This is a genomic window from Streptomyces sp. NPDC058758 (genome assembly GCF_042746075.1).
Classification (GTDB): domain Bacteria; phylum Actinomycetota; class Actinomycetes; order Streptomycetales; family Streptomycetaceae; genus Streptomyces.
In genome coordinates this window covers 71,111-93,509 of record NZ_JBHYPS010000005.1, presented here as the reverse complement: position 1 = coordinate 93,509, position 22,399 = coordinate 71,111, and the positions used below count along the sequence as shown (strand labels likewise).

At 68.9% G+C, this 22,399-nt stretch carries 22 protein-coding genes and 1 pseudogene; 14 read left to right on the top strand and 9 right to left on the bottom strand.

The window, feature by feature from the left end; all coding sequences use genetic code 11:
* Nucleotides 1-83 precede the first annotated feature (83 nt).
* Nucleotides 84-1,295, bottom strand: a complete 1,212-nt coding sequence (locus ACFW6A_RS08705) for an NADP-dependent malic enzyme (protein WP_351848868.1) — start codon at nt 1,293-1,295, stop codon at nt 84-86.
* A gap of 546 nt (nt 1,296-1,841) precedes the next feature.
* Between ACFW6A_RS08705 and ACFW6A_RS08700 the strand changes: the two genes are divergently transcribed.
* From ACFW6A_RS08700 to ACFW6A_RS08690, 3 genes are read left to right on the top strand one after another with little or no spacing between them, the layout of a single operon-like run.
* Entirely contained in the window at nt 1,842-2,801 is a 960-nt protein-coding gene (locus ACFW6A_RS08700; RefSeq protein WP_351848865.1) for an ABC transporter substrate-binding protein, read from the top strand.
* A gap of 39 nt (nt 2,802-2,840) precedes the next feature.
* Entirely contained in the window at nt 2,841-3,791 is a 951-nt protein-coding gene (locus ACFW6A_RS08695) for an amino acid ABC transporter permease (protein ID WP_351848862.1), read from the top strand.
* Entirely contained in the window at nt 3,788-4,555 is a 768-nt protein-coding gene (locus ACFW6A_RS08690) for an amino acid ABC transporter ATP-binding protein (protein WP_031014262.1), read from the top strand. The genes ACFW6A_RS08695 and ACFW6A_RS08690 overlap by 4 nt, the downstream gene beginning before the upstream one ends.
* Nucleotides 4,556-4,614: 59 nt before the next feature.
* On the opposite strand, the gene ACFW6A_RS08685 is transcribed toward ACFW6A_RS08690, so the two are convergent.
* Entirely contained in the window at nt 4,615-5,364 is a 750-nt protein-coding gene (locus ACFW6A_RS08685) for a class I SAM-dependent methyltransferase (RefSeq protein ID WP_351848859.1), read from the bottom strand.
* Between the two features lie 115 nt (nt 5,365-5,479).
* Between ACFW6A_RS08685 and ACFW6A_RS08680 the strand changes: the two genes are divergently transcribed.
* On the top strand, nt 5,480-6,118 hold the full coding sequence (locus tag ACFW6A_RS08680; RefSeq protein WP_351848858.1) for a CGNR zinc finger domain-containing protein: 639 nt from the start codon (nt 5,480-5,482) through the stop codon (nt 6,116-6,118).
* On the opposite strand, the gene sodX is transcribed toward ACFW6A_RS08680, so the two are convergent.
* The gene (gene sodX, locus ACFW6A_RS08675) at nt 6,013-6,381 is read right to left on the bottom strand and encodes a nickel-type superoxide dismutase maturation protease (RefSeq protein WP_386478727.1); all 369 of its coding nucleotides are present in this window, start codon (nt 6,379-6,381) and stop codon (nt 6,013-6,015) included. The two genes, ACFW6A_RS08680 and sodX, sit on opposite strands and share 106 nt — an antisense overlap.
* A 207-nt stretch (nt 6,382-6,588) precedes the next feature.
* Here sodX and sodN point away from each other — a divergent pair, with 207 nt between their 5' ends.
* On the top strand, nt 6,589-6,984 hold the full coding sequence (gene sodN, locus ACFW6A_RS08670; RefSeq protein ID WP_030207400.1) for a superoxide dismutase, Ni: 396 nt from the start codon (nt 6,589-6,591) through the stop codon (nt 6,982-6,984).
* 7 nt (nt 6,985-6,991) lie between these two features.
* On the opposite strand, the gene ACFW6A_RS08665 is transcribed toward sodN, so the two are convergent.
* Nucleotides 6,992-8,146: a site-specific integrase gene (locus tag ACFW6A_RS08665; protein WP_351848854.1), complete on the bottom strand. Its 1,155-nt coding sequence runs from the start codon at nt 8,144-8,146 to the stop codon at nt 6,992-6,994.
* A 24-nt stretch (nt 8,147-8,170) separates the two neighbouring features.
* Nucleotides 8,171-8,671, bottom strand: a complete 501-nt coding sequence (locus ACFW6A_RS08660; RefSeq protein ID WP_351848852.1) for a helix-turn-helix transcriptional regulator — start codon at nt 8,669-8,671, stop codon at nt 8,171-8,173.
* Between the two features lie 121 nt (nt 8,672-8,792).
* Here ACFW6A_RS08660 and ACFW6A_RS08655 point away from each other — a divergent pair, with 121 nt between their 5' ends.
* The 4 genes and pseudogenes from ACFW6A_RS08655 (at nt 8,793) to ACFW6A_RS08640 (ending at nt 13,368) form a co-directional block, all read left to right on the top strand.
* Complete coding sequence (locus tag ACFW6A_RS08655) at nt 8,793-8,987, top strand: AlpA family transcriptional regulator (RefSeq protein ID WP_030207232.1); 195 nt, start codon at nt 8,793-8,795, stop codon at nt 8,985-8,987.
* 568 nt (nt 8,988-9,555) lie between these two features.
* The gene (locus tag ACFW6A_RS08650) at nt 9,556-10,797 is read left to right on the top strand and encodes a DUF3631 domain-containing protein (protein ID WP_351848912.1); all 1,242 of its coding nucleotides are present in this window, start codon (nt 9,556-9,558) and stop codon (nt 10,795-10,797) included.
* A gap of 315 nt (nt 10,798-11,112) precedes the next feature.
* Nucleotides 11,113-11,688: a hypothetical protein gene (locus ACFW6A_RS08645; RefSeq protein WP_351848910.1), complete on the top strand. Its 576-nt coding sequence runs from the start codon at nt 11,113-11,115 to the stop codon at nt 11,686-11,688.
* Nucleotides 11,678-13,368, top strand: a pseudogene (locus ACFW6A_RS08640) (relaxase/mobilization nuclease domain-containing protein). Before ACFW6A_RS08645 ends, ACFW6A_RS08640 begins: the two are co-directional and overlap by 11 nt.
* A gap of 134 nt (nt 13,369-13,502) precedes the next feature.
* Here ACFW6A_RS08640 and ACFW6A_RS08635 read toward each other — a convergent pair.
* On the bottom strand, nt 13,503-14,930 hold the full coding sequence (locus ACFW6A_RS08635; protein WP_351848846.1) for a hypothetical protein: 1,428 nt from the start codon (nt 14,928-14,930) through the stop codon (nt 13,503-13,505).
* 342 nt (nt 14,931-15,272) lie between these two features.
* On the opposite strand from ACFW6A_RS08635, the gene ACFW6A_RS08630 reads away from it, so the two are divergent.
* Nucleotides 15,273-15,806 carry an SMI1/KNR4 family protein gene (locus ACFW6A_RS08630; RefSeq protein ID WP_351848843.1) on the top strand — a complete coding sequence of 178 codons (534 nt, stop codon included), beginning with the start codon at nt 15,273-15,275 and terminating at the stop codon, nt 15,804-15,806.
* A gap of 12 nt (nt 15,807-15,818) precedes the next feature.
* Here ACFW6A_RS08630 and ACFW6A_RS08625 read toward each other — a convergent pair whose 3' ends face one another.
* Both ACFW6A_RS08625 and ACFW6A_RS08620 read right to left on the bottom strand, forming a co-directional pair.
* Nucleotides 15,819-16,637 (bottom strand): class I SAM-dependent methyltransferase, encoded by an 819-nt coding sequence (locus tag ACFW6A_RS08625; RefSeq protein WP_351848840.1) that lies wholly within the window; start codon nt 16,635-16,637, stop codon nt 15,819-15,821.
* Nucleotides 16,634-17,971, bottom strand: a complete 1,338-nt coding sequence (locus ACFW6A_RS08620; RefSeq protein WP_351848838.1) for an XRE family transcriptional regulator — start codon at nt 17,969-17,971, stop codon at nt 16,634-16,636. The genes ACFW6A_RS08625 and ACFW6A_RS08620 overlap by 4 nt, the downstream gene beginning before the upstream one ends.
* Before the next feature lie 104 nt (nt 17,972-18,075).
* Here ACFW6A_RS08620 and ACFW6A_RS08615 point away from each other — a divergent pair, with 104 nt between their 5' ends.
* From ACFW6A_RS08615 to ACFW6A_RS08600, 4 genes are all read left to right on the top strand, one after another.
* On the top strand, nt 18,076-18,576 hold the full coding sequence (locus ACFW6A_RS08615; protein WP_351848835.1) for an ATP-binding protein: 501 nt from the start codon (nt 18,076-18,078) through the stop codon (nt 18,574-18,576).
* On the top strand, nt 18,573-19,688 hold the full coding sequence (locus ACFW6A_RS08610; protein WP_351848832.1) for a hypothetical protein: 1,116 nt from the start codon (nt 18,573-18,575) through the stop codon (nt 19,686-19,688). The genes ACFW6A_RS08615 and ACFW6A_RS08610 overlap by 4 nt, the downstream gene beginning before the upstream one ends.
* Nucleotides 19,685-20,050, top strand: coding sequence for an ASCH domain-containing protein (locus ACFW6A_RS08605; RefSeq protein WP_351848828.1), 366 nt, complete (start codon nt 19,685-19,687; stop codon nt 20,048-20,050). The genes ACFW6A_RS08610 and ACFW6A_RS08605 overlap by 4 nt, the downstream gene beginning before the upstream one ends.
* A 70-nt stretch (nt 20,051-20,120) precedes the next feature.
* Nucleotides 20,121-21,722, top strand: a complete 1,602-nt coding sequence (locus ACFW6A_RS08600; RefSeq protein ID WP_351848825.1) for a hypothetical protein — start codon at nt 20,121-20,123, stop codon at nt 21,720-21,722.
* Between the two features lie 317 nt (nt 21,723-22,039).
* Here the strand turns inward: ACFW6A_RS08600 and ACFW6A_RS08595 are convergent, their stop codons facing one another.
* Nucleotides 22,040-22,168, bottom strand: coding sequence for a hypothetical protein (locus ACFW6A_RS08595; protein ID WP_351848821.1), 129 nt, complete (start codon nt 22,166-22,168; stop codon nt 22,040-22,042).
* Nucleotides 22,169-22,399 lie beyond the last annotated feature (231 nt).

Genomic DNA, 22,399 nt, shown 5'->3' with positions numbered 1-22,399 from the left:
CGGGCACGCGAAAGGGCCCCGTCCGGGGTCCGATGCGGCGGACCTCGGACGGGGCCCTCTCAGGGGCCTTCCGCGGGCTGGTGTCAGCGGCGGGCGACGCCCTCGGCGCGCGCGGCGGCGGCGACCGCGGCCGCGACGGCCGGGGCGACCCGGTCGTCGAACGGCGACGGGATGACGCAGTCGGCGGCGAGCGCGTCACCGACGACGCCGGCGATGGCGTCGGCGGCGGCGATCTTCATGCCCTCGGTGATCCGGGAGGCCCGGACCTGGAGCGCGCCGGCGAAGATGCCGGGGAACGCGAGGACGTTGTTGATCTGGTTCGGGTAGTCCGAACGGCCGGTGGCCACGACCGCCGCGTACTTGTGGGCGACGTCGGGGTGGACCTCGGGGTTCGGGTTGGCCATCGCGAAGACGAAGGCGTCCTTGGCCATGGAGGCGACGGCCGCCTCGGGGACCGTACCGCCGGAGACGCCGATGAAGACGTCGGCGCCGGCGAGGGCGGTCTCCAGGGAGCCGGAGAGGCCCGCCTTGTTGGTGAGCCCGGCGATCTCGCGCTTGACGTCCGTGAGGTCCTCGCGGTCGCTGCTGACGACGCCCTTGCGGTCGGCGACGCAGACGTCGCCGATGCCGGCCTCCAGGAGGAACTTGGCGATGGCCACGCCGGCCGCGCCCGCGCCGGAGATCACGGCGCGCAGGTCGCCGAGGGTCCGGCCGGTCAGCTTCGCCGCGTTCCGCAGGGCGGCGAGGGTGACGATGGCGGTGCCGTGCTGGTCGTCGTGGAAGACCGGGATGTCGAGGCGCTCCTGGAGCTTGCGCTCGATCTCGAAGCACCGCGGCGCCGAGATGTCCTCCAGGTTCACGCCGCCGAAGGACGGGGCGAGCCGGACGACGGTCTCGACGATCTCGTCGGCGTCGGTGGTCGCGAGGGCGATCGGGACGGCGTCCACGCCGCCGAACTGCTTGAAGAGGATCGCCTTGCCCTCCATGACCGGGAGGGAGGCCTCCGGGCCGATGTCGCCGAGGCCGAGCACGGCGGTGCCGTCGGTGACGACGGCCACGACCTGGGACTTCCACGTGTAGTCGTGGACCAGCTCGGGCTGCTCGGCGATGGCGGTGCACACCTTGGCGACGCCGGGGGTGTACGCGAGGGACAGGTCGTCCTTGTTGCGGACGGGGACGGTGGCCTGAATGGCCATCTTGCCGCCGCGATGGAGGGCGAAAGCCGGGTCGAAGGGCTCCTCGGGAGCTCCTTCCGTACCGCTCTCGCTCGGGGGATTGACGATCTCCGCTGCCATTGGGTGAGACCCCTTATGTCTGTTGTCGAGGGTTGCCGCTCCTGGTGTGGAGCGGTGGGCGGGTCCCGCGGCCGCCGTGTCGGGCAGCCGCGCGGGCGCGCCGCACAACGCGCCCTGAGCCCCGGATGAGGGGTGTAAGGATCCTTCTTACCGGACAGACGGCACCGCAGACGAGTCCGTATCCACTCGGTGACGCGACTCATACCGAGCGCTTCCGGACGCGCACGGAGAACGACTCGTCACTCGATATCAGGAAAGATGCCGAGAGCGTCCGTTTGGCTCTCTTCGTGCCGTCCGAATGGCGAGATCTACCGCAGATTCTTCGGTGAGCGGGTAAGAGAACGAAAGATGATCCGGCCTTGATGTACCGGCCTGTCGGGGTTCGGGCACGACCCGTTACCCGATTTTGACATCCATGGCCGTCGGTTTGAGGCGGTCCGAATGGCAAGATGCCGTAATCACACGAGGTCGCGACACTCGAAGATGCGTACGCGACCTTTTGGCAACGCCTATGGCAACTCCCTCACACGCCGGAGGATCCCGACCATGACCGCACGCTCCACGCGCTGTACGACCGCCGCCAAGACCCGCACCTCCCGTCTTGCCGCGGTCGCCGCCATCGCGGTCGCCGGCTCGATGCTGCTGACCGCTTGCGGTGACCAGACCGACAGCGGCTCCACCAAGGAGGGCGGCACCGCCGCCAACTCCGCCCCGCTCTTCTCCAAGCTGCCCGCCGACATCCAGAAGGCCGGCGTCATCAAGGTCGGCACGGACGCCTCGTACGCGCCGATGGAGTTCACCCAGGACGGCAAGATCGTCGGCGTCGACCCCGACGTCGCCGCCGCGCTCGGCAAGCAGCTCGGCGTGAAGTTCGAGTTCACCTCGGGCACCTTCGACGGCCTGATCACCTCCCTGGAGACCGGCCGCCAGGACATCGTCATGTCCTCCATGACGGACAACAAGAAGCGCCAGGAGGGCCTGGACGACAACGGGAAGAAGATCGGCAAGGGCGTCGACTTCGTCGACTACTTCTCCTCCGGCGTCTCCCTGCTGGTCAAGAAGGGCAACCCGCAGGGCGTGAACTCGCTCGACGACCTCTGCGGCAAGACCGTCGCCGTCCAGCGCGGCACGATCTACGAGGACACCTTCAAGGCCCAGGCCGAGAAGTGCGGCGCGAACAAGCTCACGATCCAGGCCTTCGACACCGACGCCGAGGCCCAGACCCGCGTGAAGGCCGGCGGCGCGGTCGCCGACCTGAACGACTACCCGGTCGCCGCGTACATCGCGAAGACCTCGGGCGGTGGCAACGACTTCGAGGTCGTCGGCAACCAGACCGACGTCGGCCTCATGGGCATCGCCGTCTCCAAGGACAAGACCCAGCTGCGCGACGCCATCAAGGAGGCGCTCGACGCCAGCATCAAGGACGGCAGCTACGCCGAGGCCCTGAAGAAGTGGGACGTCGAGGACAGCGCGGTCAAGTCGGCCACCATCAACGCCGGAAAGTGACCTGCTCTCTCCCCCTCGCACCACTGAAGGGCAGTCGTCATGACTGACAAGATCAGCAAGGACCCGGCCGCCACGCCGGCCGGGTCCGGCCCCTCGGGCACGCCGTACGAGGCGATCAAGGCCGTCCCGGTCCGGCACTACGGCCGCTGGGTCAGCGGCGTCGTGGTCGTGGCCCTCCTCGGCTGGCTCGTCTACGCCTTCTCCCAGGGCAACATCATCTGGGCGACGGTCGGAGACAAGCTGTTCGACCCGTCCGTCCTCTCGGGCCTCTGGAAGACCGTCCTCATCAGCGTCTCCGCGATGGCGCTCGGTCTCGTCCTCGGCATCGTCTTCGCCGTGATGCGGCTGTCGAAGAACCCGGTCACCGGAGCCGTCTCCTGGCTCTACATCTGGTTCTTCCGCGGCACGCCGGTCTACGTCCAGCTGCTCGTCTGGTTCAACCTGGCCCTGATCTTCGAGTACATCAACCTCGGACCGATCTACAAGGACGAGACCTCGCAGGTCCTCACCCCGTTCATGGTGGCCCTCCTGGGCCTGGGCCTGAACGAGGGCGCCTACATGGCGGAGATCGTCCGCGCCGGCATCCAGTCCGTCGACGAGGGCCAGACCGAGGCGGCGCACGCGCTCGGCATGTCCCAGACGAAGACCATGCGCCGGATCGTGCTCCCGCAGGCGATGCGCGTGATCGTGCCGCCGACGGGCAACGAGTTCATCAACATGCTGAAGACCTCGTCGCTGGTCTCGGCCGTGCAGTACACCGAGCTGCTCCGCGCCTCCTCGAACATCGGCAGCACGGCCGGTGCCGTGATGGAGATGCTGTTCGTCGCCTCCATCTGGTACCTGGCGCTGACCAGCGTCTTCAGCGTCGGCCAGTACTACCTGGAGCGCCGTTTCGCCCGCGGATCGACGCGCAACCTGCCGCCCACCCCCTGGCAGCGGGTCAAGACGAACCTCACCACGTTCAAGCGTTCCCCGGAGGCATCGGCATGACCGGCGAGCTCATGGTCAAGGCGGAGGGCGTCCACAAGTCCTACGGCGCCGCCCACATCCTCCGCGGCATCGACCTGGAGGTCCGCAGCGGAGAGGTGTTCTGCCTGGTCGGCCCGTCCGGCTCCGGCAAGTCGACCTTCCTGCGCTGCATCAACCACCTGGAGCGGATCGACGGCGGCCGGCTCTCGGTCGACGGGCAGCTGGTGGGCTACCGCCAGAAGGGCGACAAGCTCTACGAGCTGAAGGACAGCGAGGTCGCGGCCCAGCGCCGGGACATCGGCATGGTCTTCCAGCGCTTCAACCTGTTCCCCCACATGACGGCCCTGGCCAACGTGATGGAGGCGCCCATCCAGGTGAAGGGTGAGTCCAAGGCCGTCGCCCGCGAGCGTGCCGAACGCCTGCTCGACCGGGTCGGCCTGCGGGACCGGATGGGGAACTACCCCTCGCAGCTCTCCGGCGGCCAGCAGCAGCGCGTGGCCATCGCCCGCGCGCTGGCGATGGAGCCGAAGCTGATGCTCTTCGACGAGCCGACCTCGGCGCTCGACCCGGAGCTCGTCGGCGACGTCCTCGACGTCATGCGGGACCTGGCCGAGTCGGGCATGACGATGATCGTCGTCACGCACGAGATGGGCTTCGCCCGGGAGGTCGGCGACTCGCTGGTCTTCATGGACGGCGGCGTGGTGGTCGAGTCCGGCCACCCGAGGGACGTCCTGACGAACCCGCAGCACGACCGGACGAAGGCCTTCCTCTCGAAGGTGCTGTAAGGCGTACGGAAAGGGGCGGTACGGGCGCGAGCCCGTACCGCCCCTTTCCTTACCCCGGCCTACTTCACGGCCAGCAGCAGGGTGTCCGAGGGCGAGCACCACACCGGCCGGGCCTCGCCGAAGCCGGCGGCGCGGAGGGTGTCGGCGTGCCAGCCGGCCGAGGGCATGTCGCCGTCGGCGTGGTCGCCGTATATCTCGAAGCGGCGGGCGGTGGGTTCGGCGAGGGCGGGGTCCTGGGCGGCGAGCGCCCACCATTCGGACCAGTCGGCGACCCCTGCGGCCTTCTCGCGGTCCATCCGGGCGTGCCGCTGGGCGCGCTCGGCGGCGTTGATCCGCGGGGTGGCCGTGTCGATCATGTGGTCGGCGTTCATGAAGACCCCGCCCTCCCGGACGAGCCCGGCGACCTGCCCGTAGAGGGTGGTCAGGGGCCCGCTGTGGAGCCAGTGGAGGGCCGTGGCGGTCAGGACGGCGTCGTACGTGCCGTACGGCAGGCTCGCGGTCCACCCGGGGTCCTTGAGGTCCGCCGTGACGAAGGCGACCCGGTCGTCGCCCTCGAAGGTGCCGCGGGCGATGGCGAGCAGCGCGGGGTCGAGGTCGACGCCGGTGGAGACCGCGTCCGGGAACCTCTTGAGGAGCCTGTCCGTGATACTTCCCGTACCGCAGGCGAGGTCGAGGACCCGGGGCTTCGGCCCCACCAGCGCCTCGACCATGTCGAGCATGACGCGGAACCGCTCCTCGCGGTCCGGCATGTACCACTCCTGCTGACGGTCCCAGCTCTGCTGCCAGCCCGCCCAGTCGGTGTCGCTCATGCCCGTACCCTCCGTCGTCGTCGCCACAGAAAACCCGAGAACGTAATACCCTCAGAGGGGAAACACCAGTTACCCCCTCGACGCCGACCCTAGCCCGCCACCGTAAGGACTACAAGTGGAACTGGCCTATTACTCGGATTACGCCGTGCGCCTCGTCAACACCGAGGAGCCGGCCCGCGGCAGGGACAGCCTCACCACCGTCGAAGCGGTCAAGGAACTCTTCGGCCCCGCCGGGCAGATGGCCCGCCGGGTCACCGAGGCCGACCTGCCCCGCTTCCGCACGATCCGGGGCCGGCTGCGGGCCGTCTTCACGGCGGCGGACGAGGGCGACCACACCGGCGCCGTGGACCTCCTGAACTCCCTGCTCCTGGAGTTCCCGGTCAGCCCGCAGATCTCCGGCCACGACCACCTCGACGACGAGGGCCGGCCCCGCTGGCACATGCACCTCGCCGACCACTCGTCCAACGCGACCGCCGGCTACGCGGCGATCTCCGCCATGGGGCTCGCCTTCCACCTGACCGAGTTCGGCGCCGACCGGCTCGGCCTCTGCCAGGCCCCGCCCTGCCGCAACGCCTACCTCGACACCTCCACCAACCGCTCCCGGCGCTACTGCTCCGACCGCTGCGCCACCCGGGCCAACGTCGCCGCCTACCGGGCCCGCAAGCGCCTGGAGGCCGAACGGGCCGACCGCGACGACCTCACCGGCCGCACCGCCGAGAACAGCCAGGAGAGCACCGCCCCGGCCGAGCGCTGACGCCCCGGCGTCCACGGCCGGTGGCGCGCCAGCACCCGCCCGAGCACCAGCCCGGGCGGCACGGCCCCGAAGACCCGGCTGTCCCCCTCGGCGGCCGGGTTGTCCCCCAGCACCCACCAGCCGGCGTCCCGTCGCTCGACCAGCCGCTTCACGACGAGCAGATCCTGCTGGAGCGGATGGCGCAGCACGACGACGTCGCCGACCCGCACCCGTCCGCCGTACCGCACGAACAGCCGGTCGCGGTGCAGCAGCGTCGGCACCATCGACACCCCCGTGACCTCGGCGATCCCGAACGGCGCCTCGGCCGCCGCGGTGGCCTCCCGTTCCACTCCTGCTCCCCTCGTCGACTCGTACACGAGTCCCATCCTCACCCCGGACTTTTGCCCTAAGCCCCAGGGGCGCTCGCGAAAACCCCCTTCTCACCGAGTAATCTCCCACTTGAGAAGACGATCACGAGGAAGGACGGCTCAATGCTCTCCCGCCTGTTTGCCCCCAAGGTCAAGGTCAGCGCCCACTGCGACCTCCCCTGCGGCGTGTACGACCCGGCCCAGGCCCGTATCGAGGCCGAGTCCGTCAAGGCTGTCCAGGAGAAGTACCAGGCGAACGAGGACCCGCACTTCCGGGCCCGCGCCACGGTCATCAAGGAGCAGCGCGCGGAGCTCGCCAAGCACCACGTCTCGGTGCTCTGGAGCGACTACTTCAAGGCCCCGCACTTCGAGAAGTACCCCGAGCTCAACCAGCTGGTCAACGACACCCTGAAGGCCCTCTCGGCCGCCAAGGCGTCCACCGACCCGAAGACCGGCGAGAAGGCCCTCGAGCTCATCGCCGAGATCGACCGCATCTTCTGGGAGACCAAGAAGGCTTGATCTCTGGTTAGGCGTTCTGACCTGCGGTTTCGCGGGTCATGCCGCCTACCTGTCCGCACCCGGTCCGCAGGCCGCCGAGCACGGCGTCCATGACGGCCCGGGTGCGGTCTTCTTCCCCGGGCCACAGGTGCGCGTAGATCCGCAGCGTGATGACGGCGGACGCGTGCCCGAGGACGAGCTGCACCTGCTTGACGCTCGCGCCGCCGGCGATGAGCGCGGAGGCGTAGAAGTGCCGCAGGTCGTGGGTGACCATGTGGGGCAGCTCGACGGACTTGCGGCCCTCGCGCCCGGCGACCTCGTTCTCGGCTGCCTGGAGCGCCTTGCGAGCCCCGTTCCACTCGGTCTTCCACCGCCGGTAGTTGAGCGGCTCCCCCTCCTCCATGGTGAACAGCCACTCCTTGGACGGACGAGCGGCGAGATGCGCGAGGAGCGCGTCGGTGACGACCTCGCCGACCGGGACCGTGCGCCGGGACTTGGCGGTCTTCGGCGGGCCGATCTTCCCGGACTGGAGCCGCTGCCGCTCGACCCGGATGGTGCCGGCCTTGAAGTCGACGTCCGACACCTTCAGGCCGAGCAGTTCACCGATGCGCAGCCCTGATCCGGCGAGGGTGACGATCGCCGCGCGAATGTACGGCGGCATCACCCGCGCCATCGCCTCGACCTGCTCGACCGTGGGCGGGGTGACCTCCTCGTCCGGCATGGCCGGGAGGGTGATCCGGCGACACGGGCTGGAGGCGATGACCTTGTCATCCACGGCCGCCGTCATGACGCGTACGAGGACGTCGTAGACGTTCCGCACGCTGCCGGGGCCGAGCTGGTCGGAGAGGTGCTTGAAGAGCACCTGTATGTCGTTGCGGCGTATCGCCGCCATGGACCGGGCACCCAGCGCCGGTACGAGGTGGAGCCGGAGCGCATTGTCAGTGATGCGCTCGCCCGCCTCGCTCGCGATGAGCGAGCCCTCCCACTTCTCGGCGTACTTCTCGAAGGTGACGCGACCGGCGCGCGGGTCGACGTACTGGCCGGTGACCATGCTCGCCGTGACCTCGTCGAGCCAGCGCTGGGCGTCGAGCTTCCGCTCGAAGTGACGGGCGTGCTCCTTGCCATCAAGGTCGCGGTAGCGGGCCCGCCATTTGCCGTTGGGGCGCTTCTGAATGTTGGCCAAGTGACCTCTCCTTCGTGTCGGTTGTCAGTAGTGGCCGCCGTCCTCGATGTCGCCGCTGAGGGTGCGAGCGTCGCGCTCGTCGCCCATGAGGCGGAGGCACTGCTCGTGGATGGCCCGCGAGCTGTCGGGGTGGGCCTTGATGTGGTCGGCGATGGCGACCACGGCGCGGTGGAGGCGGTCGCGTGCGTCGCGGGCCTCATAGAACGCTTCGACGGCTTCTTGGACGAGCCGCCGACTGTCGATGTCGAGCCCCTCCAGGGGCGGTGACATCAGCTCTTCGAGAGGGAGCTCAAAGACGCGGCTGAAGGCGAGGGCCTCATCGAGATTAATGCGCCGACGCGGTGTGCCGTTCTCGATACGCCAGACCGCCGTCTGGTTCATCTTCACGCCGGCTCTGGTCACCCGCTCCGCCAGCTCGGTCGTGCTCCACCCTCTGACCTCGCGCTCCAGCGCCACGCGCGCGGCCACGTTCCCCTCGCTGTAGAGCACTGGCACCTCGCCACCCTCGGGCCTGTCGCCTGCCATCGAACCTCCATCGTCACCGTCGCTATCCCAATTGAAACATGAGCTTCCCGATTTGGTTAACCGCCGATCCCGGGGTACAACTCTATGCAGATCGAATCGCCACCTAGCCGAATGGGAATGCATGCGATACCTGACCACCGCCGAGGTCGCCGAGCGCTACCGCACAGCCGAGAGCACCGTCCGCTACTGGCGCCAGATCAAGAAGGGGCCGCGCGGGATCAAGGTCGGCAAGCGGGTGCTCTACCCCGAGGCGGAGCTCCTGCGCTACGAGCGCACGCTGATCGACGGCCGAGACGAGTGGGGCCTGGCCTCGTGAGCCGCCAGCAGCCCCGGACACAGCAACGGCCCCCGGCGCGCCAACGCCGAGGGCCGGAGATTCCCCTGCACGTCGCCCATCCCTGAACGAACGAACCGGTGAGAGGCGGGACCTTGCCCGTCCCGTCCCTCACCTGAGAGGAACGTCGATGGAGGACTCTACGTCCCCCGCCACCTCGAACACATCCCACAAGGTCGTCTGGCCTGCCGCTGCGGTCCCCGGCCAGGGCATCCCGTGGCTCAGTCCGGACCGGGCGGACGACCGGTCCGCCTCTCCGGGGACCGGCGACCGGCCGGACCGTGCCGCTGGTCCGGTCGGTCCGGGACCGGACCGACCCGCGGCCGAAACCCGGACCGGAGTTCCGGTCAACCCGGACCAGGAACCCGGACCGACGGAGAACACACAGGTCAGCGGCCTACCGGACCAGCCCGGGAACCCGGACCGTGGACCCGGTCCGGAAGCCGAGGACCGGGCGGAGAGTTCCGGTCGGTCGGCCAGCGAACCCGGACCGACGGTCCGGGTTGACCATGGTCGCCACAGCGCTCCGGGGACGGTCCCCGAACCCGGACTGGGGACTGGGGACCGCGAGGGTGCCGGCCTCGATGCGGACCGGGACCAGAACGGGACCGCCGTACTGGACGAGCTGCGCGCCGCGATCGGCCGGTACGTCGTACTGCCGAGCGAGGAGGCCCTGACCGCGGTCACCCTGTGGGTGGCGGCCTCCCACATCCAGCCCGCCCTCCAGCACGCGCCGCGCCTAGCGGTGGTGGGGCCGACCAAGGGCTGCGGCAAGTCCCGTGTGCTGGACGTGCTCCACGAGACCGTGCACAAGCCGATGATGACGGTGAACACCTCGCCTGCGGTGGTCTTCCGCGTCATTGGCGAGGACCCGCCGACGCTGCTGGTGGACGAGGCCGACACCATCTTCGGCCCCAAAGCCGGCGACAAGGAGGACCTGCGCGGCCTGCTGAACGCGGGGCACCAGCGCAACCGGCCCGCCTGGCGAATCTCCGGCCCGGAGCACAAGGCGACGGCGTTTCCCACCTTCGCCATGGCGGCGCTCGCCGGGATCGGCGACCTGCCAGACACGATCATGGACCGGGCGGTCGTGCTCCGCATGCAGAAGCGCAGGCCGGGTGAGCACATAGCCCCGTTCCGCTCGCGGTATTCCGTCCCGGAACTGAACGCGCTGCGCGACCGTCTGACCGCCTGGCTGGCCCCGCTGCGGAGCACCGCAGAGGGCTTGGTTCCGCAGATGCCGGTCGAAGACCGTGCCGCCGACACGTGGGAACCGCTGGTCATCGTCGCCGACCTGGCCGGCGGGCACTGGCCCTCACGGGCCCGTGCCGCCTGCCTGGCGATGACCAGGAACGAGGTGGTCCAGGACGAGCAGACGACGCTGAAGACCCGGTTGCTCCGGGACATCCGCCGAGTCTTCGAGCACCAGGGCGCCAAGGAGGCGCTGCGCAGCCAGGACCTGCTCGCCGCCCTCGTCCAGGACGCCGAGGCGCCGTGGGCCGAGTACGGCACCAAGGGCCTGAACGCCTACCACCTGGCCAACCTGCTGCGCGGCTTCGGCATCAGCCCGGCCAACCACCGCTTCGAGAACGGCAGGCAGGCCAAGGCGTACGCCCGCAACCAGTTCATCGACGCCTGGGCGCGCTACTGCCCCGACCCCACCCAGCCGGCCCCCGCAGCCGGCGCGGCCGCGCCCGCACGTCGGGCCCAGAGCAAGCCGCCGGCCCTTCCGTCCGGAACGTTGCCCATCGGCCCGCCCGGCGGCCCTGCTGGCCCCAGGCCCACTCGCTGACCCCAGCTCCGTATCAATCCGTCGCATCCGTCCCCGCGCAGGTCAGCGCGGGGACGGAGTTCCTCGCCGATACGGATCACTCCGTACCTGCGACCGTTTCCGTACCTGTCCTGACCAGCTACGGGACGGATGCAACGGACGTGACGAAGCCCCACCCCACACGACCACCGGAGCACCACCATGCCCGAAACGAGCACCAACAACGCCCCCGCCCGCCGCCTCAAGGGGTTCTTCGGCCTGACCCGTCGATCAGCAGCAAGCTGGAGCGAACGAGCCTCTAACGAGGCTTCGTCCGCGCTTGCCCCCGCCCCAGGGGTGGCGGAGGAGAAGGCCGAGCGCCAGGGGGCGCCCGAGCCGGAGGAGGGCATAGCCGAGTCCAGCTGCCCGCCCGCGCCCGGCTCCGCCGCCCCGAGCACTCAGCCGCCGGCCGATGTCCAACCGTCCGTCGAGCAGCCCTCCTGGCGGGATCTCGACGCCCCCGTCCTGCCCGCGCCGATGAACCGCAAGCGCACCGTGGAGAAGCGCGACCAGGAGAAGACCATCCGCTTCACGCGCACTGCGGTCGGTGTGATCAGCGCCGCCGCTCACCAGCGCGGTCAGAAGTTCGCCGGATTCGTCGGCGACGCCGCCCTCGCCGTTGCCCTCGGCAAGGCAGGACTGGTCGGCAGCCCGGAGGACGACCCGGTTCGCCCGCTGATCGAGGCCGTCGAGGCACACAGGGTCGCGCTGAACCGCATCGGCGGCAACCTCAACCAGATCACCGCAGCCATCCACCGAGGCACCGTGCCCGAGCGCGCCGAGGCGGTGCTGGACCGCGTCGAGCAAGCCGCCGAGAACAGCTACCGACTGATCGACCAGCTCCTGACGGAAGGCACCGCGCATGGTTCCTGACGTCTCCACCGGCTCCGACACCCGCGGACTGATCGTCTACCTCTTCGGCCCCGGCCGCCGCGACGAACACACCGACCCTCACATCGTCGCCGCCTGGGACATGGCCGGCGCCCCCGACCCGGGCCGCGACCCGGCAGCCACCTACTCCCTACTGGCCAAGCGCCTCGACCACCACGTCGACCTGCGCACCCGCGAGCTGGGCGGCAAGAAGCCACCCCAGCACGTCTGGCACTGCCCGGTCCGCACCGCGCCCGGTGACCGCTACCTCACCGACACCGAGTGGGCCGAGGTCGCCCGCCGCATCGTTCACGCCACCGGCATCGCCCCCGAAGGCGACGAGAAGGCATGCCGGTGGATCGCGGTGCGCCACGCCGACGACCACATTCACATCATGGCCACCACCGTCCGCGCCAACGGACGCCGCCCACGCACCCACCACGACGGACGGCGCGCCCAAGCCGAGTGCCGCAAGATCGAAGCCGAGTTCGGCCTGCGCCGCCTGAAGTCCGGCGACCTCACCGCACCCCCACCGGCGCCGAACGCGCCAAGGCCGAACGTCAGGGCCAGACGACCACGGCACGGCAGTGGCTGCGCGAGCAGGCGTACGCGGTCGCCGCCGCCGTACACAACGAGGCCGACTACTTCACCGTGCTGCAGTCCCTCGGCATCAAGGTCAAGACACGCCTCGGCCCCGAGACCGGCGACATCATCGGCTACAGCCTCGCCGCCCCCGGCGACACCAACGCGGCCGGCGAACCCGTCTGGTACGGCGGCTCGAAACTCGCCCCCGACCTCTCCATCAACCGCCTACGCGAACGCCTCCCCGACCAGAAGGTGGCCGGCCACCCGCGGCACATGGCGGACCCCGCCGACCCATGGCGCCACACCGCCACCGCCATACACGCGGCACGCACCGCCCTCGACTCCGATGACGATGCCGCCGCCCAGGGCCACCTGGCCGCCTTCGGCGATGCCCTGTACAACATCGCCAGCGCCACGACCGGCCCACAGCGGGCGGAACTGCGGGCGGCGGCGATGGCGTTCAACCGCGCCCGCCGCTCTGCCACCCGCGCCGACCACCAGGCCGCCACCGCCCTGCGCAAGGCCGCCAAGGAACTCGCCTACACCTCCAGCGAGCCGGGCGGACTCGCCATCGCCCTGCTCTTCGCCACCGTGCACCTGGCCCGCGCCGCCGCCAAGTGGCACGAACAGCGCGGCCACGAACAGCAGGCCGCCGCGGCGGAGGAAGCCTTCCGCCACCTCCAGGCGGGCTACCAGCAGGCCGCCGCACCCGTCCTGGCGGACCTGACCCGCCGCGCACCACGAGCCGCGACCGCCCGCCGCTTCGAACAGGACGTTCGCGCGGCCCTCCCCAACCACGCCGACCGCATCCTCACCGACCCCACTTGGACTGCCCTGACCACCACCCTCGCCCACGCCGAGACCGCCGGCCACAACCCCCGACGCCTCCTGGCCGAAGTGGGCACCCAGCGTGAACTCGACAGCACCGAGCACCCCGCCGAGGTCCTCAACTGGCGCATCACCGCTCAACCGAACCGGCGCACGCAAGCCGCTCGCAGCCGAAGCACCACCAGCGGCACATCGGCCATGTCCACCACGCCACACCCTCCGGCCACACCAGTGGCCATGAGGCCCGAAGAGCGCAGTCGACACCGTTGACCCCGGCCAGCGCAGAGCTGCTCACGTTGATTCCCCACTCGGCCGGTGGTCTACGTCCCCGATATCGCTCGAGTGGACGAGATGTAGCTCCGGTCGGCCTCGCACTCAGGTGAGGCCGACCGGCGAACAACGCATCACGAGCAGTTCCACTCCTCGCTGGGCAGTGCGTGCCACAGGTCGAGCCAGTCGTGGAGCAGGAAGAGGGGGCGGGTCAGGACGACGTCGCCGGCCCGCTGGGAGCGGATCGCCAGGCCGAGGTCGGCGAAGACCGGATCGCCAGCGACGCTGTACGCCAGGCTGCCGGGCCGTGTTGTGCGGTGGACGAGCCAGTCCTCCACGTGGGAAGGCGCGCAGCCGGTCAGCGGGGCTGCGTCCAGTCTCACCTGGGGGCCGGTGAGGGCGTCTGCGGCGACGCACCCCAGGCGGCCGTCGTGAAAGAGGACCCTGATCCCGATCTCAGTGAAGTCGGCGTAGTTGAGCTGCTGGTCTTCGCCGTGATGGGAGTAGGACGAGACGGCCGGTCCTTCGCCGAGGACGCGGGTGATCTCCTCCAAGGTCATCCCGAAGTGGAGGGGGCCGACTCCTACGTACGGCGTGAACGTCCACTCGGCGCGCTCCTCCTCCCGGGCGATCCGCCACGGGCCGCGATACCCCGCCTCGCTTCCAGCAGCGGCCACGGGCGGCTCGGGTGCTGGCTCGTGCAGGGCGGCCGGTATAGGCGCGGCCCGGTCCTCACGCCGGCGGCCGAGTCGTTCCGGAGCCGCGGTGTCCTCAGGTTGCTCTTCCAGCCAGCGGATCGCCTGCTCCTGCTCCCGGCCGCCGAACGGGTCCTCCGCCAGCCCGCCTGCCCGGTCCAGAGCCGCGCGGCGCTCCTTCTCCGCAGTGACGAGACCAGTGACATCCTCACCCCAGGCAGCCAGCCGTTCCCGGGCGATCCACCGGTAGTACGAGTCCGCGCTCACGGACAGGACCTCGCGAACGGCGGGCGCGTACCGGGGTACGGACGAGGTGAGGGCGGGGTCGGCTAGGAGCAGGGCGGTGGCCGCGAGCGCGGCCTCCCTCACCAGTGGATCGTCGTCGTCGCAGAAATCCACGATGCGGTCGTGGAGTATTGGCCTTACCGAACGAGCGGCAGCCAGATCCTGCGCTACGCCGACGCCGTCCTCGACGTCCAGGCGGACGATGTCGGCGAACGAAGCCAGCCAGTTCAGCAGTTCGGCGCGAAGCGACCGCCGACCGGCCCTGCGCTCCCACTGGTCTTCGGCGAGGGTGCGCGGATCGTCGAGAAGACAGGCGAGGATCAAGGCTGCCGGAGCAGTCGCCGGAAACACCTGCTCCTGGTTGAGGAGCAGCCGATACAGATCCCCCACCGCCCGCACCCGGCGGGCCGGGTCGGCGGCGAGCACAGCGCCGAGGACGTCCGGTGTGTCAGGCACACCGTGCCAGCCCGTACAGACGTGCGGCAGCTCTTCCCAGGCAGCGCTATCGAGCTCGGCCTGTGCTCTGGGTGGCCAGGAGCCGGCGGGAGTACCAGGAAGGTCTGGGGTCATCTCGTTGATCACGATCGCAGTGTTCCAGCCGACTTCGACATCAGCGCCGCTGATACGTGCCACAGACCACAGACGGCTCACTCTCAAGCAACGCCCTGATGCCCTCGCCGCTCCTGGTCACGGCCCGACCCACGCCCTAGCAAGGACTCGAACCGAGGCGACAGGTGTCGGTTAGCCTCAGGCCGACGGGCCGGGGCAGGATCGGCCAGAGTACTGGGGTGGGATCGCGTGCGGTTTTGGAAAAAGGCCAAGCAGGGCGGGAGCCAGCGGGAGTCCGAGAATGCGATAGCCGCGTCTGCTAGTCCCCCGCACGGGGCAGCAGACACCTCCTCCGAGGCACTGGTTCGCGCTCTGGTGACATCGCTCGCCGATGGCACGACCGCCACCGCAGACGGACTGCGCGGGCTGTCAGCCGACCAGCTCGACGAGATCGAACGGGACCAGACCGCTCCGCTGGCTGCGGCCTATGCCTGCTTCCTCCGCCTCGTCGGTGGCGGTGCCGGCCACTTCTTTCAAGGCAGTGACGTCTTCTACCCCCACGTCATCGGCCTTCGGGAAGCAGCGGACGAACTGCTGAGAGAGAACCAAGAGCCCTTTCACCTGCGCAGCTCCGATCGCGTGATCTTCATGCACCAGGGCTACCAATTCGAGTTCCTGCGCGGCGAAGGGCCCGATCCAGAGGTGTGGACCTACTCCGAGGGTGACGCCGAACCGTCTCGGGTCTACATCCGCTTCACGGACTGGTTGGAAGCGAACGTCCGTCAGCAAAGGGAAGCGTGGGCCCGCCTGGTTCCCTGGTACGAAGCCGAACAGCAGAAGCCCTCGGACGAGCGCCGCGTGTACTTCTACCGCCACCACCCCGACGGCAGTGTGACCGACGAGCTGTAGCGACTCTCCCCGTCAGCGGCGGCAGACAAGGATGCCGCCGAGGCAGGTGATCTCGTACGCGCCATTGCGGGCGATGTCGTCGGCGACGAGGGCACGGGCCCGATCAATGGTCGCGTCGAAGGGCACGTCCTGCTGGTCTGCCCAGGCTCGGTACGAAGCCATGTGGGCGATGACGGGCTCAGGGTCGCGGACGGTGATGGTCCCTGGCAGTTCGACGACCTCGACCTGCCTGAACTCCTCGCCGAGGAAGGCCGGGGCTTTCTCCAGGGAGAAGCGGGCGCTGAGCGAGATTCGGGCCGGGCCGCGCTCGACGCCGAGGACGTCGCCGGCGGCCCGCTGCCAGAGGTCGTCGAGTTCGGCCTTGTCGCGGTCGCTGTTGGTGGAGGCGACCACCAGCCCGTCACGGGCCACGACCCTGGCCAGCTCCCTGACCGCCTGGGGAATGTCAGGCACGTGGTAGAGCATGTGAAGCGCGAGAGCGGCGTCGACGCTGCCCGCCGCCAGCGGAAGCCGCGTGGCGTCCGCCACGGCGACCGGGCCGGGAACGCCGGCGAGGATGCCGGGCGCTATGTCGAAGCCGAGCAGGGACAGGTCCGGGCGGTCTTGGCGGAGCCGCTGGATGAACTTGCCGTTGCCGCAGCCGATGTCGACGACCCGCCCGCGTACTTCGCCTAGCTGCTCGGCCACGAGGCCGGGGAGGTCGTACCGCGGTGTCTGCCACTGGTAGAGCGACTGCCGGGCGGCCAGGTCCCGGTCTCCGTTGTACGCGCTGCCCGCCAGGCGGGCCCGGTCGGTGACGGCGGCGTCGTGGGCGGCAGACAGGTCGGTCACGTCGGCAACTCCGGAGGGTGGGCGGCGGGCAGGGACGCACGGACGGCCGTGTGCTGGAGTCGGTCGCGCAGGTGCACTGCCTGCGCGGTTCCACCGTACTGCGGCCCTTCCAGCTCCCGCCCGAGAACGGTAAGCCGACGCACGATACTGGCCGACATGCGCTCCGGCGAGGACCGGAGAACGAAGCCGAGCATCTCCTCCGTGCCGTCCAGGTCGCCCAGAAGCAGGTGCCCGCTGGCAAGGTCGAGGTGCGCGGCGAACAGGTCACCGACCGACTGATCATCGCCGTCCACGCTGCGATAGAGGCGGATCGCCGTCTCCGCACTGACGATGGCCCGGTGGACGTGCTCCTGCCCACCTACGGCCAAGAGGGTCGTTCCGGCGTACGCGAACTGCTTGGCCGCGGGGAAGTCGAAGACTCCCAGTACCTCGTCCCGACCCGAAATCGCCTCGCGCGATCTTTCGGCATCCGACAGGGCGGCGAGCGCGCCTGCCGAGTCGCCGACTATCGCCAACGCCCGCGCCTCCAGACTCGCCAGCCGTGCGCCGATGCTGCCGTTGACCCTGTGTCGCCGACCGGCCTGCGCCAGCCGGGCCGCCTGCTCGTACCGCCCGGTCCAGTACGCGATCAACGACTCCACGGCCCGTACCCAGGCCAGCATCCCCTCGTGCCCGGCCACCTCGGCACAGGCGCGTGCGGTACGGGCGTGGGTGGCGGCGGAGTCGTAGGCGCCGAGGTCGAGGCAGACATGCGCGGACAGGCCGCAGAGGCGAGCAGCGGAGAGGTAGAGGTCGGTGGTCTGCCGGGGGTGCTGGCGCCCGCGCAGTAACTCGAAGGCCCCGTCCCGTAACCGCCTGATCTCGACGTACTGCTCCATCAACGGGTGGCTGACGTACGTACGGGCGAGCCGACCGACGTCTGCCTCCAGCTGCTCCACGACGAACTCGTCGGCGTTCCGCTGCGCGATGAAGCGGGCGAAGTCCGCCGAACGCACCGCGTCCTCCGAGAGCGGGTCTCCACGGACGTGAGTGTCTTCGGGCGGCAGCACCGACGGTGCGGTCTCGACCTCGGCGGCGTCAGCACCGTCCTGCTGCCCCTTGCTGATGGCAACGGCTTGGTCGAGTACGGCGACATCGACACCGAAGACCTGCGCCAGGTACTTCCGGGCGTAGGGAACAGGAACTCGCGCTTCGCGCTCGTACCGCCCGATCTCCTTGCCGGTCTTCGCAGAACGCCCCTCCAGGGCGTTGTACTCGTCGGCAACCCTCTGCTGGCTCCAGCCGCGCGTGGTACGCAGCCGGACGAGCAAGGCGCCGATCCCGGTGTCGCCCATGCCGTCCCCCAGGAACACGTGACCTCTGGCCCCCATAGTGGCCCCCGTCTTGGCCCCCACGCTGGCTCCCGACCCAAATGAGTTAAGTCGCTTTGCTGTTGACCATGGCAAGCAGACTCACCAACCAGGCGACCGACGCCGCCCCGGACCTCCTTCCGGGCACGGGCCGGCACCGCACCATGCTCTTCCCCCGCCGTCGGACCACGCCGCGTACTGCTCGCGACTTCGTCGCCGCCACGCTGACCGAATGGGGTGAGACGAGCCGCCTCGACGACATGCGGCTGTGCACCTCGGAGCTCGTCACCAACGCGGTACTGCACGGGGCGCCCGTGGGCCGCCTCGTCCTCGTACGCGTCGAGTCCCTTGACGCGGAGCTGCGGATCGAGGTCCACGACAGCGGCGAGAAGAGGCCGACGAAGCGCGTTCCCGAGGAGTCCGCCGTCGATGGCCGCGGTCTGCTGATCGTCGCCGCGACCGCCGACAGCTGGGGCGTGAAGGAGCGGACGGGCCCCGGAAAGTGCGTCTGGGCCGCATTCGACCGTGCCAAGAACGGGGCCGCTCCCCTGCCGCCCCACACCACCGGCCCCCAGGGAGACACCTCGTGACCACGCACCCCGTCTCGCCGAACACCGTTCTCGCCAACGCCCTCCACCACGCCGAGGACGTCCTGACCCCGCGCATCCTGGCTACCCCGCCCGAGCGGATCGTGCTGGTCGTCGGCACCCAGATCAACGGCGCCCCGCACATCGGCACCTCGCTCGTGCAGTCCCTGGCCTTCGCCATGGCCGCCCGCCTGCGCGACCGCTTTGGTCTCCCCACCGAGGTGCTCTTCAGCGCCCTCGACAACGCCCCGTACGAGCTGGCCACCGACCCAGCCAGCGGCAACCGCTACCAGCGCTCCTACGCCCAGGCCCTCGGCGAGCAGGCCCTGCACGACCTCGTCACCGCCCTCTACCAGCCCCTTTTCACGGCCCTGTCCAGGCGCCTGGGCATCCCACACCGCATCGAGACGTACACCCAGCAGCAGGCCGGCGAGCACTACCGCCGCACCTGGCTCCGCCTGCTCCCCCGCGTTGACGCCGCCCGCTGGTGGCTCGCCCCCTCCACCGGCACTCCTCACCTCCGCGTCCCCTGCCCTCACCCCGGCTGTGGCTGGGCTGAGAAGCACGCCGAACGCACCCGGGTCCGCCTCACCGGGCCCAAGTCGGCCGTGGTCTCCGCCGTCTGCCTCCACCACGGCCCGTACGAGGCCGCGATCACGCCCACCGCCGGCGCATACCTGGACCTGGCCACCCTCTACCGCAACCTGGTGAAGGAGCTCGCCCTGACCAGCCCCCAGGGCACCCTGCACGTCATGGTCAAGGGCGGCGACTGGGTCTTCGGCTCCCACCTCGTCGACGAGGCCCTCCAAGCCGTGGGCCTCACCCGCGCCCAACTCCCGGCCCGCCTGTTCTGCCCCCAGGTCGTCACCGACACTGGCGCCAAGTTGTCGAAATCCCTCATACGAGAAGGCCGTGCCCCCTTGCCCGAGGGAGCCGCCCCTTGGATGCTCGACACCCGGCAGTGGCCCGGCACCGTCACCGAGTACGCCGACCAGCTGCTTGCCATGGCCGAGACCCTGCTCTCCGACCCTCGCCACTTCTTCCGCTCGTACTCGGCCGCCGAGATCGGCCGCCTGGTCACCGCACCATCCCCCAGGAGCGTTCCCTCCCGATGACCGACCGCACCGCCCGCGTCCGCGAGCTCAACCTCTACCGCCAGTACTTCGAGCTCGTCGCCGCGGGCACCAAGACCATCGAGGTGCGGGTCAAGTACCCGCACCTCGCCGACCTCGCCGCCGGCGACACCATCCGCTTCCGCATCAAGGACACCGACGAGAACTGCGACGTCGAGGTCCTCCGCGTCACGGAGTACCCCGGCTTCGAAGCCCTCCTAGACGGCGAAGGCCCGTCCAACGTCAACCCGACCGCCACCCGCGACCAACAGCTCGTCAACATCCGCACGATCTACGGCCCCGAGAAGGAAGCCCTCGGCGCACTCGCCATTCAGGTCCGACGGATCTCGACACCAGACTCTTGACCCTAGAGCGCAAGAACGAACACCAGGTAAACCTATTGCCGCAACCGGCGGTCGCACCTAATATGCGCAAATGGACCTGCGGCAAGAAGAGATGCTTAGGCGCTTCACCTCGATGGAGCAGGGCTCGTGGACAACTGTGTACGAAGATTGGCACGAGCAGAACGGAAATGGCGGAATCTATTGCGCTTTCGCTCCGGCTGCGATGCGCACGAGAATCCTCAAATCTCCATCGTGGGATGTGAGTATGAGCGATTTTCGCCCCGGCTTCTCGCAGCACCGAGAGAACGGCGAGATCGTAACCAGGTACTTCCGCAGCAGCACCGAAGACGGCATCGAGCCGCTGGTCCTGTGCCGGGAATATCACGGAGCAGTACCGTCGACCCGAGAGCTAGCCGAACACTTTCGGCTATACCACAATCTCTACTGGGATGAGCTCAGCGCACAATTCATGCAGCCTCTGGATGACGGCACTTCATTGGCCGCCGTCAAGCTGACCGCCAGCAAGATCGAAGTCCGCACAAAACTGCTGCGCCAATTCCAGGCTGCCCAAGGGTACGACCTGATCCTCTATGTGGATTCCGTCTGCATCGGCGAGAAAGATGACGCGCTTCCCGAAGCCTTTGACCTGATCACGGATACCGCACGAATCTCCCTTTACCCCGGAGACCGAGTCGGACCCGGAAAATTTACCCGCCTCCTCGGCACCCGAGTAGTTCCGCCGCCATCGGTCGAGAAGAGTGGGATCTGGCCGTTCGAGGAAGAAGACTCCCACTTTCCGGAGTTCATTATTGCGACGGACTCCGATGGCGATGAGATTCGATACAGCTGCAATCCCGATTCTCTCAGTAATTATTTCGGAGCGAACCCCGATGCTCCACACTACCTCACGCCCGTATATTTCCGCCGGGAAGTGCTGCAGAAGTACTACGATAAGCCTGAACTCTACACCGTATCGGACGGATATCTCAGTTGCGCATCACTATGGGGCCTGCGACTCGATAACAGTGCCCAGGATTACGTCGTCGTCTTTCTTGGAGACCTTGGTCGCGATCTACCCAGGCAGGAGCGGGACTACTGGCGCAGCTTCAATGTCGCAGAAGACGGCCCACCTAGCGAGACTCTGATTCGCCGAGCATTCCTGGGGCAGCCTGCCGAGCCGACCGCCGAGGACCTACTCGTTCGCTCCAACTACCTGACCTTCAGACGCACATGGGAGGAGGTCTACGGGTGGGAGCTCTTCCGGAAGCCCGAGGAAGCCGATGCAGGACTTCTACAGCGCCTACGCCTACCCTTGAATGATTCACAGGCAGAATTCGAGTCCAGCATTCGAATTATGACCCAGCTTTTCGTTGACGCCCTCAATGAACGGGAGATCCAGAAGCGTCTGCCGGACCGCATTGATAACGAGAAGGGCATCTCGAAGTTCAAGCGCTGGATGGAGCAGGAGGGTTACCCGCATGCCGAACGGGACACCCAGTTCTTGCGAAACCTCCAGGAGATCCGTTCGAAGGCGACGGCTCACCGTAAGAGCAGCGATTACGAGAAGACACTCACCAGGGTCTTCGGCGACTTGCGGGGACTGGCAGCCGTCAAGACTTTCTTCACATCAGCTCTGTCCATGCTGACCGGTCTGAGCGAATGGGCGAGCGAACCCAAGCCCCAGCAAGAGTAAGGTCGCCCTGATGGGCAACCGCCGGGCGGGGCCGGGGCGCTGCCAGTCGCACACAGTCCGCAAGACACCCGATCAAGACCGTCGCACCCATCGCCAGTTAACAGCAAAAGGGCCGTTCGGCTACCTTCGGCCATCATCACCGAAGGTCACCGACCCGCCCCGTTACGGAGACCAGGAAGGCCGGACCCAGGCTACTCCCGCCCTCCTGGCCCGTCGCAGGCCAGAGATCGAATGGAGCAGTCCGCCCGGACACCCCGGCGCGGGCCTCCGCAGTCCCCGGGGCCCACGGGAGAAGACGGGGAAGATGCCAGAGCCCCTCACCTGCTGCGGACGAGGACGCCACCGAGGCAAGTGATCTCGTACGCGCCGTGACGGGCGATGTGACCGGCGACGAGGACGCGCGCACGGTCGGCGGTCGCGTCGAAGGGCACTTGGTACTGATCCACCCAGGCTCGGTGCGAAGCCACGTGGGCCATGACGGGCCCGGGATCGCGGACAGTCACGGTTCCCGGCAGTTCGATGACCTCCCGGCCGACCCCTCGCCATGGAAGGCAGGGGCCTTCTCCAGGGGGAAACGAGCGCTGGGCGAGATCCGGGCCGTGCCGCGCCCGACGCCGAGGACGTCACCGGCGAGCCGGTGCCAGAGGTCATCGAGTTCGGTGTTGTCGCTGTCACTG

Excerpts from the sequence above, each read along its gene's own strand:
- ACFW6A_RS08660 (WP_351848852.1), bottom strand. The coding sequence starts at position 8,671 with ATGGCAGGCGACAGGCCCGAGGGTGGCGAGGTGCCAGTGCTCTACAGC.
- ACFW6A_RS08685 (WP_351848859.1), bottom strand. The coding sequence starts at position 5,364 with ATGAGCGACACCGACTGGGCGGGCTGGCAGCAGAGCTGGGACCGTCAG.
- ACFW6A_RS08705 (WP_351848868.1), bottom strand. The coding sequence starts at position 1,295 with ATGGCAGCGGAGATCGTCAATCCCCCGAGCGAGAGCGGTACGGAAGGA.
- ACFW6A_RS08615 (WP_351848835.1), top strand. The coding sequence starts at position 18,076 with ATGGCAAGCAGACTCACCAACCAGGCGACCGACGCCGCCCCGGACCTC.
- sodX (WP_386478727.1), bottom strand. The coding sequence starts at position 6,381 with ATGGTGCCGACGCTGCTGCACCGCGACCGGCTGTTCGTGCGGTACGGC.
- ACFW6A_RS08695 (WP_351848862.1), top strand. The coding sequence starts at position 2,841 with ATGACTGACAAGATCAGCAAGGACCCGGCCGCCACGCCGGCCGGGTCC.
- ACFW6A_RS08700 (WP_351848865.1), top strand. The coding sequence starts at position 1,842 with ATGACCGCACGCTCCACGCGCTGTACGACCGCCGCCAAGACCCGCACC.
- ACFW6A_RS08605 (WP_351848828.1), top strand. The coding sequence starts at position 19,685 with ATGACCGACCGCACCGCCCGCGTCCGCGAGCTCAACCTCTACCGCCAG.
- ACFW6A_RS08620 (WP_351848838.1), bottom strand. The coding sequence starts at position 17,971 with ATGGGCGACACCGGGATCGGCGCCTTGCTCGTCCGGCTGCGTACCACG.
- ACFW6A_RS08690 (WP_031014262.1), top strand. The coding sequence starts at position 3,788 with ATGACCGGCGAGCTCATGGTCAAGGCGGAGGGCGTCCACAAGTCCTAC.
- ACFW6A_RS08655 (WP_030207232.1), top strand. The coding sequence starts at position 8,793 with ATGCGATACCTGACCACCGCCGAGGTCGCCGAGCGCTACCGCACAGCC.
- sodN (WP_030207400.1), top strand. The coding sequence starts at position 6,589 with ATGCTCTCCCGCCTGTTTGCCCCCAAGGTCAAGGTCAGCGCCCACTGC.
- ACFW6A_RS08600 (WP_351848825.1), top strand. The coding sequence starts at position 20,121 with ATGGACCTGCGGCAAGAAGAGATGCTTAGGCGCTTCACCTCGATGGAG.